Origin of the sequence: Aquitalea magnusonii (genome assembly GCF_003202035.1) — a bacterium.
Classification (GTDB): Bacteria; Pseudomonadota; Gammaproteobacteria; order Burkholderiales; family Chromobacteriaceae; genus Aquitalea; species Aquitalea magnusonii.
Genome location: NZ_QJKC01000013.1, coordinates 138,830 through 153,531, shown reverse-complemented (window position 1 = coordinate 153,531; position 14,702 = coordinate 138,830). Strand labels below are relative to the sequence as shown.

Below are 14,702 nucleotides of genomic sequence, written 5' to 3'. Positions count from 1 at the left end.
AGGGTTTAAGAAGCCCAGCGAAGCATTCTGGGAATGTTGCTTCAATCTGGATATCAGGATTCCAACCACCGTTGCACTTGGCTCTTGAAACCGCCCTGCCTTGTTTCCAATACTTTTACATAAAGAAACAGCCACCCGCAGGTGGCTGTTCAGCACCATGAAACGTCAGCTTAGAACAGGCTGTCGTCCAGCTCCAGCACGCTGTCTGCCCCTGCCACAATGGCTGCAGCCAGACCGGAAACCTGCGGCAGCAGGTGCTCGGCAAAGAAGCGGGCGGTGGTGATCTTGGCCTTGAGGAAATCCTCGTCCACACCGTCTTCGCCCAGCTTTTCGCGCGCGATCAGTGCAGCGCGGCCCAGTTGCCAGCCACCCAGCACAATGCCCATCAGCTTGAGGAAAGGTACCGACCCGGCAGCGGCCAGCTGCGGCTGGGTGCCAAAGCTCTCCAGAATGAAGGCGACACAGCGCTCAGCCTCGGCCGCGGCCTGCTGCAGATTGCTAGCCATGCTGGCGTAACCGGCAGCGGCCAGCTTGTCGGCAGTAGCTCGCGCCTCTTCCAGCAGCGCGCGGGCGGTGGCACCGCCTTCGCTAAAGGTTTTGCGGCCAATCAGGTCCAGCGCCTGAATGCCGGTGGTGCCTTCATAAATGGCGGTGATGCGGGCATCACGGTAGTACTGGGCCACGCCGGTTTCTTCGATAAAGCCCATGCCGCCATGCACTTGCACCGCCAGGCTGGTCAGCTCGTTGGCTTGCTCGGTATTCCAGCCCTTGACGATAGGGATGAGGAAATTCACCAGCGCCTGATTGCGCGCCGCTTCGCTGGCCACCGGGTGGCGCGAGGCGCGATCCAGTGCGGCGGCAGTATAGAAAGCCAGTGCGCGCTGGGCTTCGATCTGGCTGCGCATGGTCATCAGCATGCGGCGGATGTCGGGGTGCTTGATGATGGCCACACCAGCCGGGTCCGGCGAGCCAACGGCACGGCTTTGCACGCGGTCACGGGCGTACTCGACGGCTTTCTGGTAAGCACGCTCGGACACCGACATGCCTTCCACCCCCACCCCCAGACGGGCGTGGTTCATCATGGTGAACATATAGCCCAGGCCCTTGTTGGCCTCGCCCACCAGATAGCCGACCGCACCGCCGTTATCGCCAAAGCTCATCACCGCCGTGGGGCTGCCATGAATGCCCAGCTTGTGTTCCAGGGAGACGCAGCGCACATCGTTGCGCGCACCCAGGCTGCCATCGGCATTGACCAGGAACTTGGGCACGATGAACAGGGAAATGCCCTTCACTCCGGCCGGTGCATCCGGCAGGCGGGCCAGCACCAGATGGACGATGTTGTCGGCCATATCGTGCTCACCCCAGGTGATGAAAATCTTCTGGCCGGTCACCAGATAGCTGCCATCGGCCTGCGGCACGGCACGCGAGCGCACCTGGGCCAGGTCGGAACCGGCCTGCGGTTCGGTCAGGTTCATGGTGCCGGTCCATTCGCCACTGGACATGCGCGGCAGGTAGACTGCTTTCAGTTCTTCAGAGGCATGGTGGTGAATGGCTTCTACCGCACCCAAGGTCAGCAGCGGGGCCAGCGAGAAGGCCAGATTGGCCGAACACCACATTTCTTCGGCGGCAATGGCCACCAGGGCCGGCATGCCCTGCCCGCCAAAATCAGCCGGGGCACGCAGGCCCACCCAGCCGGATTCGACATATTGCTGCCAGGCGTCCTTGAAGCCGGGGGCGGCGGTCACTTCGCCATCCTTCAGCGTGGCGCCCTTGTCACCCTGCTTGTTGATGGGCGCCAAGACGCCTTCGGCAAACTTGGCGGCTTCTTCCAAAATGGCATCCACCAGTTCGACCGAGCAGTCTTCATAACCCGGCAGGCTGCACACCGAGGTCAGCTCGGCCAATTCATTGAGAACAAAGCGAATTTCTTTAACTGGCGCATTATAAATCATCAGTCTCTCCTCATTCTTGCTGCACAACAATCGTCGTAGATATGAAAAAACCGGCACGCCGTCCACCTGATGCATGAGCATGCCCACCCGCCGCGAGCCGCGGCGGGGTAGCTTGCTCCTCCATGAAGCAGACCGGTCGTAGCCGGTTGTTTTTTGTTTTGATCCGGCGGCTATCTTGCCTGCTCGGATGAGGAGGGTCTCCCCTCCCCGCACTGCATTACTTGGACAGCTCGGCCAGCAGTTCCGGCACCACGGTGAACAGGTCACCGACGATGCCGTAATCGGCTACCTGGAAGATCGGCGCTTCTTCGTCCTTGTTGATCGCCACGATCACCTTGGAGTCCTTCATGCCGGCCAGATGCTGGATGGCACCGGAAATACCCACCGCGAAGTACAGTTGCGGCGCCACCACCTTGCCGGTCTGGCCAACCTGGTAGTCGTTCGGCGCGTAGCCAGCGTCAACCGCAGCGCGCGAAGCACCCACGGCAGCGCCCAGCTTGTCAGCCAGCGGTTCGATCACGGCCTTGAACTGTTCTTCCGAACCCAACGCACGACCACCGGACACGATGATCTGGGCGGCGCCCAGTTCCGGACGGTCGGACTTGGTCAGTTCCTGGCCAACAAAGCTGGACAGTTGCGGATCCGCAGCCACGGCCACGCTTTCCACCGCAGCGGAGCCACCCTGAGCGGCCGCCGCATCGAAAGCGGTGGTGCGCACGGTGATCACCTTGACGGCATCAGCCGATTGCACGGTGGCCAGCACGTTACCGGCGTAGACCGGGCGCACGAAAGTATCGGCGGATTCGATGGCGGTGATTTCGGAAATCTGCGCCACATCCAGCAAGGCAGCCACGCGCGGCAGCAGGTTCTTGCCAAAAGAAGTAGCCGGCGCCAGTACATGGCTGTAGCCCTTGGCCACTTCCACCACCAGCGCGGACAGCGCTTCGGCCAGGCCGTGCGCGTACTGGGCGGCATCAGCCAGCAGTACCTTGCTCACGCCAGCCACATTCTTGGCAGCTTCGGCAGCTGCAGCGGCATTCTGGCCAGCCACCAGCACGTGCACTTCGCCCAGCTTGGCAGCGGCGGTTACGGTATTCAGGGTGCCTGCTTTCAGGCCCTGGTTGTCGTGTTCAGCGATAACGAGAATGGCCATGGCTTACAGCACCTTTGCGTCGTTTTTCAGTTTGGCTACCAGCTCGGCAGCATTGGCTACCTTGATGCCGGCAGAGCGCTTGGCAGGCTCGGCCACTTTCAGCGTTTTCAGGCGCGGAGTGACATCGACACCCAGATCAGCCGGGCTGGTCTTGTCCAGCGGCTTTTTCTTGGCGGCCATGATGTTGGGCAGCTTGATGAAGCGCGGCTCGTTCAGGCGCAGGTCGGCGGTGACCACGGCCGGCAGGCGCAGCTTGACGGTTTCCAGGCCACCGTCGATTTCACGGGTGACGTCCACCGTTTCCGCAGCCACATCCACCTTGGAGGCGAAGGTGCCTTGTGCCCAGCCCAGCAGCGCGGCAGCCATCTGGCCGGTCTGGTTGGCATCGTCGTCAATGGCTTGCTTGCCGACGATCAGCAGCTGCGGCTGTTCCTTGTCGGCAACAGCCTTCAGCAGCTTGGCCACGGCCAGCGGTTGCAGTTCGGTGTCGGTTTCCACCAGGATGGCGCGGTCAGCCCCCATGGCCAGCGCGGTGCGCAGGGTTTCCTCGCACTGCTTCACACCCATGGAAACAACAACGATCTCGGTGGCCTTGCCGGCTTCCTTCAGACGCACGGCTTCTTCCACCGCGATTTCGTCAAAGGGGTTCATCGACATCTTGACGTTGGCGACATCGACATCAGACCCGTCAGCCTTCACCCGAACCTTCACGTTGTAATCGACAACGCGTTTAACAGCGACTAGAACTTTCATATTCCTCCAGCGAATAGCTCTCTGGGTTAATCGAACTCGGAAGGGACTTGCTACCGTGGTGTTTCCCGAATTATGCCCCAACGCCATTTCAAACGAGCGTTTGGTTGAATTTTAGTGTGTGGCACGTAGCAAAAAAACAACTGATTGCAGATACTACGTCATTTCCGCTTAATTTGCATTTCGTCTGCTGCATGGCACAATGCAGTGCAGCAATTTCAACGTCATAGCCGGAGACACCCTCATGACAGTCTACTTTGAAGATATCAAGGTCGGCGATTCTGCCGAATACGCCAAAACCATTACCGAAGCCGATATCCTGATGTTTGCTGCCGTTTCCGGCGATGACAATCCGGTGCACATCAACCAGGAGTATGCGGAAACCACACCGTTCGCCGGCCGCATCGCCCATGGCATGCTGACCGCCAGCCTGATCTCCACCGTAGTCGGCACCAGGCTGCCGGGCAATGGCACCATCTACCTGTCGCAATCCACCCGCTTCAAGGCACCGGTGCGCATTGGCCAGACCGTCACCGCGCGCGCCACCGTGGTGGAAATCTTCCCGGAAAAGAAACGCGTCAAGCTGGCTACCCAGTGCCTGGTGCAGGGCAAGGTGATTCTGGAGGGTGAATCACTGGTGATTGCACCGTCCCGTGGCGAATGAAATGGCCCTGTCTTTGCGCATCGTGCCGCTGACTGACGAATCCGGCAAGGTCACCGAGCCGGCATTGCTGGCCCAGTGCAGCAGCCTGCATCGCCAGTTGCGCCCCATGCTGCCGGAACACGGCCACAGCTATGCGGCAAAAATGCAACGCGTCTGTTCGTTTGGCGCACGCATGGTGGCGGCGCTGGATGGCGACGGCAAGCCGCTGGGGCTGGCACTGTACCGGGTGTATGAAAACACCTATGAGGACCTGCGGCTGTATATCGATGACCTGGTCAGCGATGAAGCCCACCGCTCGCAAGGCATAGGCAGCCAGTTGCTGGACTGGTGTGCCGAGGAGGCGCGACGACTGGGCTGCGGCTTTCAGGTGCTGGATTCCGGCACCTGGCGCACCGAGGCGCATCGTCTGTATTTCCGCAAGGGATTCAGCATCACCTCGTTTCACTTCACCAAGCCGCTCAACTGAGCTGAGCCGGCCTGCTGGATCAGGGAGCCGCCAGGCTCCCTTTTTCATGGCCGTCCGCTGCGCGCTGGCGCTGCTGTTGCAAAGCCCAGCGCACCGGCTCGGCCACCAGCTGGTCCGGCCAATCCAGCCGCTGCTCCAGCGCCGCAACGATTGCTGGATCGTATGGCGCATTGCCCAAGCCAACCGCCAGATTGGACAGCCACTTGGCGTAACCGATGCGGTAGATCGGACTACCCGCCAGCTTTTCCTTGAACATGGCTTCACTCCAGCCAAACAGCGCAAGCAGGGACGCGCCATCCAGCCCATGCCGCACGGCAAAATCGGCCTCCTTGGTATTGACGGCAAAGCGGTTCCACGGACAAACCAGCTGGCAGTCGTCACAGCCATAGACCCGGTTGCCGATCAAGGGCCGCAGCTCCAGCGGGATGGCCGACTTCAGCTCGATGGTCAGATAGGAAATGCAGCGGCGCGCATCCACCTGATAAGGCGCGGTAATGGCCTGGGTCGGACAGATATCGATACAGCGGGTGCAGCGGCCGCAATGTCCGTCCTCCGCCTCATCCACCGGCAGGGGCAGATTGGTAAACAGCTCACCAAGGAAAAACAGCGAGCCCTGCTGCCGGTTCAGCAACAGGGTATGTTTGCCGCGCCAGCCCAGACCGGACTGTGCCGCCAGCGCCACCTCGGCCACCGGCGCACTGTCGGTAAACACCCGGTAACCGAAATCACCAATAGCCTGGGTGATATGGTCAGCCAGCTTTTGCAGGCGGGCACGCAAGACCTTGTGATAATCACGCCCCAGCGCATAACGTGACAGATAGGCCAGGCGGCCATCCTGCAGTACCGGCTCGCTGGCCTGCGCCTCCGCCGGCCAGTACGGCATGCGCACGCTGATGATGGTCAGCGTGCCGGGCACCAGCTCGGCCGGCCTCACCCGCAGCGCGCCATGCCGCGCCATATAGTCCATTTCGCCATGGCAGCCCGCGTCCAGCCAGGCTTGCAGCTCGCGTTCGGCCTGCTCTGGCAGCCGGGCATGGCCGATTCTGGCATCGGCAAAGCCCAATTCTTGTGCCCAGGCTTTGATTTGGCGCGCCAATTCGGGATAATCCATGTTTTGATAGGATTTCTCAGTCATATGGCCATGGATGATACCAGCGTTCACTGCGGCAGCCTGCCCGATGAAGCCGCCACCCTCGCACTGGGCGGCGCGCTGGCGCATGCCTTGCAAGCCGGCGTGGTGATATTCCTGCAGGGTGACCTGGGGGCCGGCAAAACCACCTTCAGCCGCGGCCTGCTGGCCGGCCTGGGCCATCAAGGCCGAGTGAAAAGCCCGACCTATACTCTGGTTGAAAGTTACCCGCTGGCAGAGTTGACCGTGCACCATTTCGACCTGTACCGCTTTGCCGACCCGGAAGAATGGGATGATGCCGGCTTTCGCGACTACTTCGGCCAGGATACCGTCTGCCTGGTGGAGTGGCCGGACAAGGCTGGGGACTTATTGCCCATGGCCGACCTGACGCTGGAACTCGAGGTCAGCGGTCAGGGTCGCACGTATCGTTTAACCGCAAGCACAGAAACCGGACAGTCATGCCTGACTCGACTTTCGACCCCACCCGCCGCCGCCTGATTGGCGCGGCAGCCGCCACCTTTCTGCTCAGCGTCAGCAAGCTTGGCTTTGCCGGCAATAGCCAGGTGGTCGCCATTCGCATCTGGCCGGCCTCCAGCTACACCCGCATCACGCTGGAAGCCAGCGATGCCATCAAGTTCAAACAGTTCACCATCAGTAATCCCGACCGGTTGGTGATCGACCTGGAAGGGGTACAGCTCAACAGCGTGCTGAAAGACATCAGCAGCCAGATCGCCGACGCCGACCCCTACATCAAGACCGCCCGCGCCGGGCAATTCAGCCCGGATACGGTACGCTTGGTGCTGGAGCTCAAGACTGATGTCAAGCCGCAGGCTTTCACCCTTAACCCGGTAGCCGAATACAAGCACCGGCTGGTGGTTGACCTCTACCCCGCCACTGGCGCACAGGATGACCCGCTGATGGCGTTGCTGGACGACTACAACAAGGGCAAGCTCACCGAGCCGCCGCCGCAGGTCAAGCCAAAGAAAAATGATGCGGGCCGCCCCATCGTGGTGATGCTGGACCCGGGCCACGGCGGGGAAGACCCCGGCGCCATCGGCATGAATGGCACCCGCGAGAAAGACATCGTGCTGCACATTGGCAAGCAGCTCAAGCGCATGATTGATGCCGAACGCAATATGAAGGCCTTCATGACCCGCGAGGAAGACATCTTCATTCCGCTGGGCGTACGCGTGGCCAAAGCACGCAAACTGAATGCCGACCTGTTCATTTCCATCCATGCCGACGCGGCACCCAATCGCAGCGCCCGTGGCTCGTCGGTATTTGCCTTGTCCGAGAAAGGTGCTTCCAGTGCCTTTGCCAAGACCATGGCGCAATCTGAAAACAGCTCGGACCTGATCGGTGGGGTAAAGATTGCCAGCAAGGACAAGTTCCTGGCGCATACACTGCTGGACCTGACCCAGACCGCCACCATCAATGACAGCCTGAAGCTGGGCAAGATCATGCTGGGCAAGGTGGGTAGCCTGAACAAGCTGCATAGCGCCCAGGTCGAGCAGGCCGGATTTGCCGTGCTCAAGGCCCCAGACATTCCGTCCATCCTGGTCGAAACCGCCTTCATCAGTAATCCGGAAGAAGAGCAGCGCCTGCTGGATGGCGACTTCCAGCAGCAAATGGCTGGCTCCATCCTCAGTGGCGTCAAAGCCTATTTCACCCAGGGAGCCGCGCTGGCTGCCCGCGCCTGAGTGGACTGCCGGCAATGATCAAGGCCCGCAATTGCGGGCCTTGTTTTTTTCATATGGCCGAAACGGCTCAGGAGTAGCGCGAGGGATCGATTTCGCTATCCGGGCTTTCCTCCTGCGCCGGCAGCCGGTAAGTCTCGCTGGCCCACTCGCCCAGATCGATCATCTTGCAGCGCTCGCTGCAGAACGGACGAAACTCGCTGGCAGGCTCCCAGCGCACGGCTGCGCCACAGGTAGGGCAAGGTACGGTACGAACAGCTTGGGACATGGCTCAGAACTTGCAGTTGGTCAGGGTAAATTCGACATCGCACTCGGTCTGGCGGGGCCGGCTTTCACCGGTAACGGCACTGACGAAGCGGACATTGATGGCATATTTGTTGGCGGACAATTCCGGCAATACATTGAGACTGGGGTCATAGGCGATGCGGATCATCTGCACCACCTTGCCACCGGACATCTGCTGAAAAGCGCCATTGCGGGCGACATAATGATGGGTCTTGCCGCTGTCGCGCAGCAGATGCAACAGGATGCGGGCGGCCTCAGCCGTCGGCATCAGCGGTGCTGCCCAGCGCCGCATGTCGCGTCGCCGCTCTTCCGCCGGTTTTTGCTGCCACAGATGATAAGACGGCAAATCGAACTGGCAGGTACCACCGGGAATACCGGCACGCTGCTTGATGGCCATCAGCCACTCGTTTTCACGCAGGTGCTGGCCAAACTTGCCGGTGACGCCCAGCAGCTGGCTGGAAGACAGCTCGATTTCGTCCAGGACCTTTTCCAGCGTTTCTTCCGCCACATTGGGATTTTCACGCAGCGCTTCCAGCACCTGCTTCTGCCGCTCCAGCTCCTGCAGCAGATCGGCTTTCAAATCGGCACGGGAGGCCGTTTCCAGCAATTCGAACAACACCAGCAAGCCGGCGTGATGATCCAGCGGATGATCCTTGCCAAGAAAATAAGCCAGCCGGTCATACAGCTGCTCCAGTCGAAGCAGGGTACGGGTTCGCTCGGTGACAGGAAACTCAAAACTGATCACAAGACGTTTGCCCTTCTTGGTGGCTTGGAAAATGCCTTGTCACTGGCTGTGGGCAAGGTTTGCAAGATAATACTGGTGTTTGGCCTCGACTTGAAGCTGCAATGCCGCAAGCGAGCCATCATTATCGATGACATCGTCGGCGCGTGCCAGTCTTTGCGCACGCGGCATCTGCGCCGCCATGATGGCGCGTACCGCCTCGGCGGTCAAACCACTGCGGGCTTGCACCCGTGCCAATTGCACCTCCTCCGCACAATCCACCAGCAGGCTGCGCCGCACCAGCGCCAGATAATCCGGATTTTCAAACAACAAGGGCACCACCAGCAACGCATAGGGCCCACGAGCGGCATCCAGCTGGCGCACGGATTCGGCCCGGATCAGCGGATGCAGGATGGACTCCAGCCGGCGGCGATTAGCCGGATCAGCAAAGGCCAGTGCACGCATGGCGGCACGGTCCAGCGCACCGTTGACAGCCACCACCTGGCGGCCAAATTCGGCAGCGAGCAAGGGCATGGCCACGCCATCAGCCGCTGTCAGTGCATGCGCAATGACATCAGTATCCACCACCGGCACACCCAGTGTGACAAAGTGCGCAGCGGCAGCACTTTTCCCGGAACCGATGCCTCCAGTCAGGCCGACAATCTCAATGGGCATAGGTGCTCAGATACCAGCTGACAATATCCTGCCCCCACAGCAAGGCAATCCAGCCGGCTGCTGCCAGATACGGCCCAAACGGCAAGGCCTGGCCACGCCCCATGCGGGCCAGCAGGATCAGTACGATACCGACCACCGCCCCCATCAGCGAAGACAGCAGGATGATCAGGGGCAACATGCTCCAGCCCAGCCAGGCACCGAAGGCTGCCAGCAGCTTGAAATCACCATACCCCATGCCCTCCTTGCCGGTAGCCAGCTTGAACAGCCAGTACACCAGCCACAAGCTCAGATAGCCGGCCATGGCACCCAGCACTGCATCGGAAAGTGCGACTGTACCGGTCAGCAGATTGAACAGCAGGCCGGCCCACAACAAGGGCAGCGTCAGGCTGTCTGGCAGCAACTGGGTATCGGCATCAATAAAGGTGAGTGCCACCAGCACCGCAGTCAGTGCCAGGTAGGCCGGCAGTTGCACACTCCAGCCATAATGCCAGGCCAGCAGTGCAAACAGGCCACCAGTGAGCAGCTCCACCGCCGGATAACGCAGGCTGATCGGCGTGCTGCAGGCATGACAACGCCCACGTAACAAGGCATAACTCAGCAGGGGAATATTCTGCCAGGGGCGGACCTCTTGCCGGCAGACCGGACAATGCGATGCCGGGACCAGCAGATTGTAGCGGGGGCGTGCCGTCGGCTCCCTCCCCAGGTAGGCATCGCACTCCTGCTGCCAGCCCAGTTCCATCATCTTGGGCAGGCGGTGAATCACCACATTGAGAAAGCTGCCAACCAGCAGGCCAAACAGCAATACCACCAGCACCAGCAAGCCGGCATTGCCAGCGAATACACTTGCCATTTCAGCCATGCTTAACCTACCACCTGACCCATCTTGAAAATCGGCATGTACATGGCGATGACCAGACCACCAATCAGTACCCCCAGAATCACCATGATGGCCGGCTCCAGCAGGCTGGAAAGCGAGGCCACCGCGTTGTCGACTTCTTCCTCATAGAAATCAGCGATCTTGTCGAGCATCTGGTCCAGCGAGCCGGACTCCTCGCCGATCGAGGTCATCTGCAGCACCATATTGGGAAACAGCCCGGTGCGCTGCATGGAATAACTGAGGCTGGAGCCGGCACTGACATCATTCTGAATCAGCTTGGTGGCTTCGCTATAGACCTGATTACCCGATGCCCCACCCACCGAATCCAGCGCCTCGACCAAAGGGACACCCGCAGCAAACAAGGTGGACAAGGTACGCGTCCAGCGGGCAATGGTCGCCTTGCGGATGATGTCGCCAATCACCGGCAGCTTCAGCAAGATGCGATCAAACTGCTCCTGCAACTTGGGAGTACGCTTGAACGCATAAAAGAAAGAAAAAATGCCACCGAAGATCGAGCCGAAAATCAGCCACCACCAGTGAACGAAGAAATCCGACAACCAGATCACCACCAATGTCGGCGCCGGCAGATCGGCACCAAAGCTGGAGAACAGGTCCTTGAAGGCCGGGATCACGTAAATCATGATCACGGCGGTAATGATAAAGGCGGTAGCAATAATCGCCGTCGGGTAGATCATGGCGGATTTGATCTTGCCCTTGATGGCCATCACTTTTTCTTTATAAGTGGCCAACTTGTCGAGCAAGGAATCCAGCACACCGCCGGTCTCGCCCGCCGCAATCAGATTGCAAAACAGCTTGTCGAAATACAGCGGCTTTTTGCGAAAGGCTTCCGCCAGAGACAGGCCGGTTTCCACATCGGCGCGAACTTCCAGCAGCATCTTGGTCACAGCCGGATTGCTGTGACCTTTGGCCGTGATATCAAATGCCTGCAGCAAGGGCACACCGGCGCGCATCATGGTGGAAAGCTGACGGGTAAACAGCGTGATGTCTTTTTCGGTGATCTTGCGACCAAAACCGCCACGCCGGCGCTTTACCTTGAGGACATTGATACCCTGCCGCCGCAATTGCGTCTTGGCAACGGCCTCGGTTTCCGCACGCAGCTCGCCACGGATGACCTTGCCGGACCGGTCCTTGCCTTCCCACTCCCAGATAAACCCCGGATTTGTCTTTTTCGCCACGGTCGCCATGCTTGTCTTTCTTCTAGCTAATCGTTGGTCACTGCCTCGATTTCAGCCAGCGAGGTCAGCCCTCGCTTGACCTTGAGCAGACCCGCATGCCGCAGATCGACCATACCCTCTTTCAAGGCGAGATCATTGATATCAATCGCGGTGCCATTTTGCATGATCAACCGGGTCATGGCATCGGTAATCGGCATCACTTCATAAATACCGGTACGCCCCTTATAGCCGGAGCCGCGACACTCATCGCAGCCCACCGGGCCATAAGGTTTCCAGCTACCATCCAGCTCCTCCTGCCTAAACCCTGCCCTCAGCAAGGCGGTATCCGGAATGTCCACCGGTGCCTTGCAATGGTTGCACAAGCGACGTGCCAGACGCTGCGCCATGATCAGCAATACCGAGCTGGCCACATTGAACGGTGCCACCCCCATGTTCAGCAAACGGGTCAGGGTAGCCGGCGCATTATTGGTATGCAGCGTGGAGAATACCATGTGACCGGTTTGTGCTGCCTTGATGGAAATATCCGCGGTCTCGAAATCACGGATTTCCCCCACCATGATCACATCGGGATCTTGCCGCAAGAAGGCTTTCAAGGCCGACGAGAAGGTCAGGCCCGCTTTTTCATTGACGTTGACCTGATTGATACCAGGCAAGTTGATTTCTACCGGGTCCTCGGCAGTGGAAATATTGATATCCGGCTTGTTCAGGATATTCAGGCAGGTGTAAAGCGACACCGTTTTGCCGCTACCGGTTGGTCCGGTAACCAGCACCATGCCATAGGGGCGACCAATGGCCTCCAGCAGTAATTTCTTTTGTTCCGGTTCGAAACCCAGCTGTTCGATATCCAGCGATGCCGCAGAGGCATCAAGAATACGCATCACAATCTTCTCGCCATACAAGGTTGGCAAGGTACTGACACGAAAATCAATCGAGTGCGTCTTCGACAGCACCAGCTTCAAGCGGCCATCTTGAGGAACCCGCTTTTCTGAAATATCCAGGCGGGAAATCACCTTGATGCGGGAGGCGATCTTTTCTTTCAGCAGCAAGGGGGGCTGAGCAATTTCCTTGAGCTGACCATCGACCCGGTAACGGATACGATAAAATTTCTCATACGGCTCGAAGTGAACATCGGAAGCCCCACCAGTAATGGCATCCAACAGTACTTTGTGGATGAATTTGACCACCGGTGCATCATCGACATCTGGCTGATTGGTTTCACTGTGAGCGGTCGGCGCATCCGGATCGACAAACTCCAGATCACCAAAATCCTCGTTTTCCAACGCCTTGATGGCAGCCGTGGCATCCTCGGTGTACTTGCCGATCACCTTGGACAGCTTGTCATCCTCGACCACCACCACCTCGACGGTCAGGCCGGTCTTGAAGGTAATGGCATGAAAAGCCGAGGTCTGGGTAGGATCAGATGTACCGATATAGAGTTTATTACCCCGCTTGAACAAGGGAACCAGGCGGCGACTGCCAATCAACTCCTCATCCACCATGCCCTTGGGGAGCTGAGCCGGATCAATCGCCCCCATATCCAGCAAGGGATAACCAAATACACCGGAGGCAAAGGTCGCCACCTCGACGGCTGACATTTTCTTACTGGCAATCAACTGCTCGACAAAGCTGATACCGGAAGCCTGAGCCAGACGCTGAATCGCCTCGGCATCCTGCAACAGCAAGGCATTATTCTGAACGAGTGCCCGCCCCAGGCCAGATATCCCCGCAGAAGCTTCCATAAAATCCCTTTGTCAATTCTCAGCACCCCTAGCACAGGGGCATTGCCACAACCATGCAGGCATTATATGCGCAGGCGGCGCAAAGTGGCAGCACCGTCGCCACCTGCAGTAGCCAATCGACTCCGTGGAAAACAGTACAGATCACCACTCCAGCTCAGACATAAAAAAAGGACTGCCGAAGCAGTCCTTTTTCTTGAGTTTAACTCTCTAAGCGAGAATTAGAACTTGTGCTGAACACCGACAGCAACGGTGTGCTCGTTGGAGTACTTGTTGTTCAGGTTGTCTTGGTAGGTATCTTGAACATAACCGTAGGAAGCGTAAGCAGTGGTACGCTTGCTCAGAGCGTAGTCAGCACCCAGAACGTACTGGTTCAGGTGACCCTTAACATCTGCGCCGTTAACCGAAGCACCCCAAACGCGGCCGTAGGAGAATTTCGGGGTAATCGCACCGATGGTGTAACCCAGAGTGATGCCAGCTTCTTTCTTCTTCAGCTCGGAACCGCTAGTAAACGGGCTGGAGTTAGCAACGGAAGAGAACAAGTAGCTGAAAGTAGCATCAGTGCCAGTGGAACCATCACCGATAGCCAGCTTGCTTTGACCATAGTAAGCAGCAGCCAAGATATTGTTGGCATTGTAGCCAGCTTCCAGACGCCAGTAGTTGCCACCCTTCAGAGTGTTACCGGAAACGTAGTCATCAGCAAAACGGTTGTAACCGAAAGTGCCGAAGTAGCCGGAGTTGGTGTAGGTAGCGCCGACACTCCAAACTTGCTGATTCTGACGCTGGCCAGTAGTAGCATTAACAGCTCGGGACTCATCGGTACCGTACAGAACGGCACCGCTCAGGCCTGCAACAACTTCGGGCAGGTCGTAACGGATGGCATTCTTAACACGACCATCCAGTTGGTTGATGGAGCTGTAGGACAGACCGTTTACACCAGCGTTGCCATAGATCCAAGCATCCGGAGCACCTGCATCAGAGTTCAGGAAAGTGCTCAGCTTACCCAGACGTACCTTACCAAAAGCACCTTGCAGACCAACGAAAGAATCGCGGGTGGCAAAGGTGTTGGATGCATTGATAGTGGTACCATCGATGCTCAGACCTTGCTCAACTTGCCAGATGGCTTTCAGGCCATTACCCAGGTCTTCGTTACCCTTGAAACCGATCAGGGAGCCGGTATCGTCGATGCGGGTTGCAGACTTCAGCTGGCCAGCACCATTGGCGGCCTTGCCAACACCAGCTGCAAAGGTCTTGCTGCTTTCCATGTCGGCTTCGATAGTGCCGTAAATGGTTACATCAGCCATTGCGTGGGCTACCGGCAGAGCGGCCAGAGCCAGGGCGATCAGCTTCTTGTTCATCGCTAATTCCTTTCGAAGTCAGTTTAATGTAGTCCTGTTAGAT

At 58.7% G+C, this 14,702-nt stretch carries 15 protein-coding genes; 4 read left to right on the top strand and 11 right to left on the bottom strand.

Features of this window, described 5'->3' with window-relative positions; all coding sequences use genetic code 11:
• Positions 1–170 precede the first annotated feature (170 nt).
• The 3 genes from DFR38_RS14825 to DFR38_RS14815 form a co-directional block, all read right to left on the bottom strand.
• Positions 171–1,952, bottom strand: a complete 1,782-nt coding sequence (locus DFR38_RS14825; RefSeq protein ID WP_059284855.1) for an acyl-CoA dehydrogenase — start codon at positions 1,950–1,952, stop codon at positions 171–173.
• Between the two features lie 217 nt (positions 1,953–2,169).
• Positions 2,170–3,105, bottom strand: coding sequence for an electron transfer flavoprotein subunit alpha/FixB family protein (locus DFR38_RS14820; protein WP_059284854.1), 936 nt, complete (start codon positions 3,103–3,105; stop codon positions 2,170–2,172).
• A gap of 3 nt (positions 3,106–3,108) precedes the next feature.
• Positions 3,109–3,858, bottom strand: a complete 750-nt coding sequence (locus tag DFR38_RS14815; protein ID WP_059284853.1) for an electron transfer flavoprotein subunit beta/FixA family protein — start codon at positions 3,856–3,858, stop codon at positions 3,109–3,111.
• A gap of 241 nt (positions 3,859–4,099) precedes the next feature.
• Between DFR38_RS14815 and DFR38_RS14810 the strand changes: the two genes are divergently transcribed.
• Positions 4,100–4,519, top strand: coding sequence for a MaoC family dehydratase (locus DFR38_RS14810; RefSeq protein ID WP_082693289.1), 420 nt, complete (start codon positions 4,100–4,102; stop codon positions 4,517–4,519).
• Between the two features lies 1 nt (position 4,520).
• Positions 4,521–4,985 carry a GNAT family N-acetyltransferase gene (locus tag DFR38_RS14805; RefSeq protein WP_059284851.1) on the top strand — a complete coding sequence of 155 codons (465 nt, stop codon included), beginning with the start codon at positions 4,521–4,523 and terminating at the stop codon, positions 4,983–4,985.
• Positions 4,986–5,004: 19 nt separating this feature from the next.
• On the opposite strand, the gene queG is transcribed toward DFR38_RS14805, so the two are convergent.
• Complete coding sequence (gene queG / locus DFR38_RS14800; RefSeq protein WP_338059438.1) at positions 5,005–6,081, bottom strand: tRNA epoxyqueuosine(34) reductase QueG; 1,077 nt, start codon at positions 6,079–6,081, stop codon at positions 5,005–5,007.
• Positions 6,082–6,126: 45 nt separating this feature from the next.
• Between queG and tsaE the strand changes: the two genes are divergently transcribed.
• Positions 6,127–6,612, top strand: a complete 486-nt coding sequence (gene tsaE, locus DFR38_RS14795; RefSeq protein WP_239688528.1) for a tRNA (adenosine(37)-N6)-threonylcarbamoyltransferase complex ATPase subunit type 1 TsaE — start codon at positions 6,127–6,129, stop codon at positions 6,610–6,612.
• Entirely contained in the window at positions 6,573–7,814 is a 1,242-nt protein-coding gene (locus DFR38_RS14790; protein WP_059284848.1) for an N-acetylmuramoyl-L-alanine amidase, read from the top strand. Before tsaE ends, DFR38_RS14790 begins: the two co-directional genes overlap by 40 nt.
• Positions 7,815–7,881: 67 nt before the next feature.
• Here DFR38_RS14790 and yacG read toward each other — a convergent pair whose 3' ends face one another.
• The 7 genes from yacG to DFR38_RS14755 all read right to left on the bottom strand — a co-directional run bounded on the left by yacG (position 7,882) and on the right by DFR38_RS14755 (position 14,659).
• On the bottom strand, positions 7,882–8,079 hold the full coding sequence (yacG, locus tag DFR38_RS14785; RefSeq protein ID WP_059284847.1) for a DNA gyrase inhibitor YacG: 198 nt from the start codon (positions 8,077–8,079) through the stop codon (positions 7,882–7,884).
• Positions 8,080–8,082: 3 nt separating this feature from the next.
• Positions 8,083–8,841 carry a cell division protein ZapD gene (gene zapD, locus DFR38_RS14780; protein ID WP_059284846.1) on the bottom strand — a complete coding sequence of 253 codons (759 nt, stop codon included), beginning with the start codon at positions 8,839–8,841 and terminating at the stop codon, positions 8,083–8,085.
• Positions 8,842–8,880: 39 nt separating this feature from the next.
• A complete protein-coding gene (gene coaE, locus DFR38_RS14775) occupies positions 8,881–9,492 on the bottom strand; it encodes a dephospho-CoA kinase (RefSeq protein WP_059284845.1) in 612 nt (203 codons plus the stop codon).
• Positions 9,482–10,342: a prepilin peptidase gene (locus tag DFR38_RS14770; protein WP_239688527.1), complete on the bottom strand. Its 861-nt coding sequence runs from the start codon at positions 10,340–10,342 to the stop codon at positions 9,482–9,484. Before DFR38_RS14770 ends, coaE begins: the two co-directional genes overlap by 11 nt.
• A gap of 11 nt (positions 10,343–10,353) precedes the next feature.
• Positions 10,354–11,574 (bottom strand): type II secretion system F family protein, encoded by a 1,221-nt coding sequence (locus DFR38_RS14765; protein WP_110313575.1) that lies wholly within the window; start codon positions 11,572–11,574, stop codon positions 10,354–10,356.
• A 17-nt stretch (positions 11,575–11,591) separates the two neighbouring features.
• The gene (pilB, locus tag DFR38_RS14760; protein ID WP_059284843.1) at positions 11,592–13,304 is read right to left on the bottom strand and encodes a type IV-A pilus assembly ATPase PilB; all 1,713 of its coding nucleotides are present in this window, start codon (positions 13,302–13,304) and stop codon (positions 11,592–11,594) included.
• A 218-nt stretch (positions 13,305–13,522) separates the two neighbouring features.
• Entirely contained in the window at positions 13,523–14,659 is a 1,137-nt protein-coding gene (locus tag DFR38_RS14755; protein WP_059284842.1) for a porin, read from the bottom strand.
• Positions 14,660–14,702: the final 43 nt, after the last annotated feature.

Coding starts and splice junctions, on each gene's coding strand:
- DFR38_RS14825 (WP_059284855.1), bottom strand. CDS start 1,952: ATGATTTATAATGCGCCAGTTAAAGAAATTCGCTTTGTTCTCAATGAA.
- DFR38_RS14820 (WP_059284854.1), bottom strand. CDS start 3,105: ATGGCCATTCTCGTTATCGCTGAACACGACAACCAGGGCCTGAAAGCA.
- DFR38_RS14815 (WP_059284853.1), bottom strand. CDS start 3,858: ATGAAAGTTCTAGTCGCTGTTAAACGCGTTGTCGATTACAACGTGAAG.
- DFR38_RS14810 (WP_082693289.1), top strand. CDS start 4,100: ATGACAGTCTACTTTGAAGATATCAAGGTCGGCGATTCTGCCGAATAC.
- DFR38_RS14805 (WP_059284851.1), top strand. CDS start 4,521: ATGGCCCTGTCTTTGCGCATCGTGCCGCTGACTGACGAATCCGGCAAG.
- tsaE (WP_239688528.1), top strand. CDS start 6,127: ATGGATGATACCAGCGTTCACTGCGGCAGCCTGCCCGATGAAGCCGCC.
- DFR38_RS14790 (WP_059284848.1), top strand. CDS start 6,573: ATGCCTGACTCGACTTTCGACCCCACCCGCCGCCGCCTGATTGGCGCG.
- yacG (WP_059284847.1), bottom strand. CDS start 8,079: ATGTCCCAAGCTGTTCGTACCGTACCTTGCCCTACCTGTGGCGCAGCC.
- coaE (WP_059284845.1), bottom strand. CDS start 9,492: ATGCCCATTGAGATTGTCGGCCTGACTGGAGGCATCGGTTCCGGGAAA.
- DFR38_RS14770 (WP_239688527.1), bottom strand. CDS start 10,342: ATGGCAAGTGTATTCGCTGGCAATGCCGGCTTGCTGGTGCTGGTGGTA.
- DFR38_RS14765 (WP_110313575.1), bottom strand. CDS start 11,574: ATGGCGACCGTGGCGAAAAAGACAAATCCGGGGTTTATCTGGGAGTGG.
- pilB (WP_059284843.1), bottom strand. CDS start 13,304: ATGGAAGCTTCTGCGGGGATATCTGGCCTGGGGCGGGCACTCGTTCAG.
- DFR38_RS14755 (WP_059284842.1), bottom strand. CDS start 14,659: ATGAACAAGAAGCTGATCGCCCTGGCTCTGGCCGCTCTGCCGGTAGCC.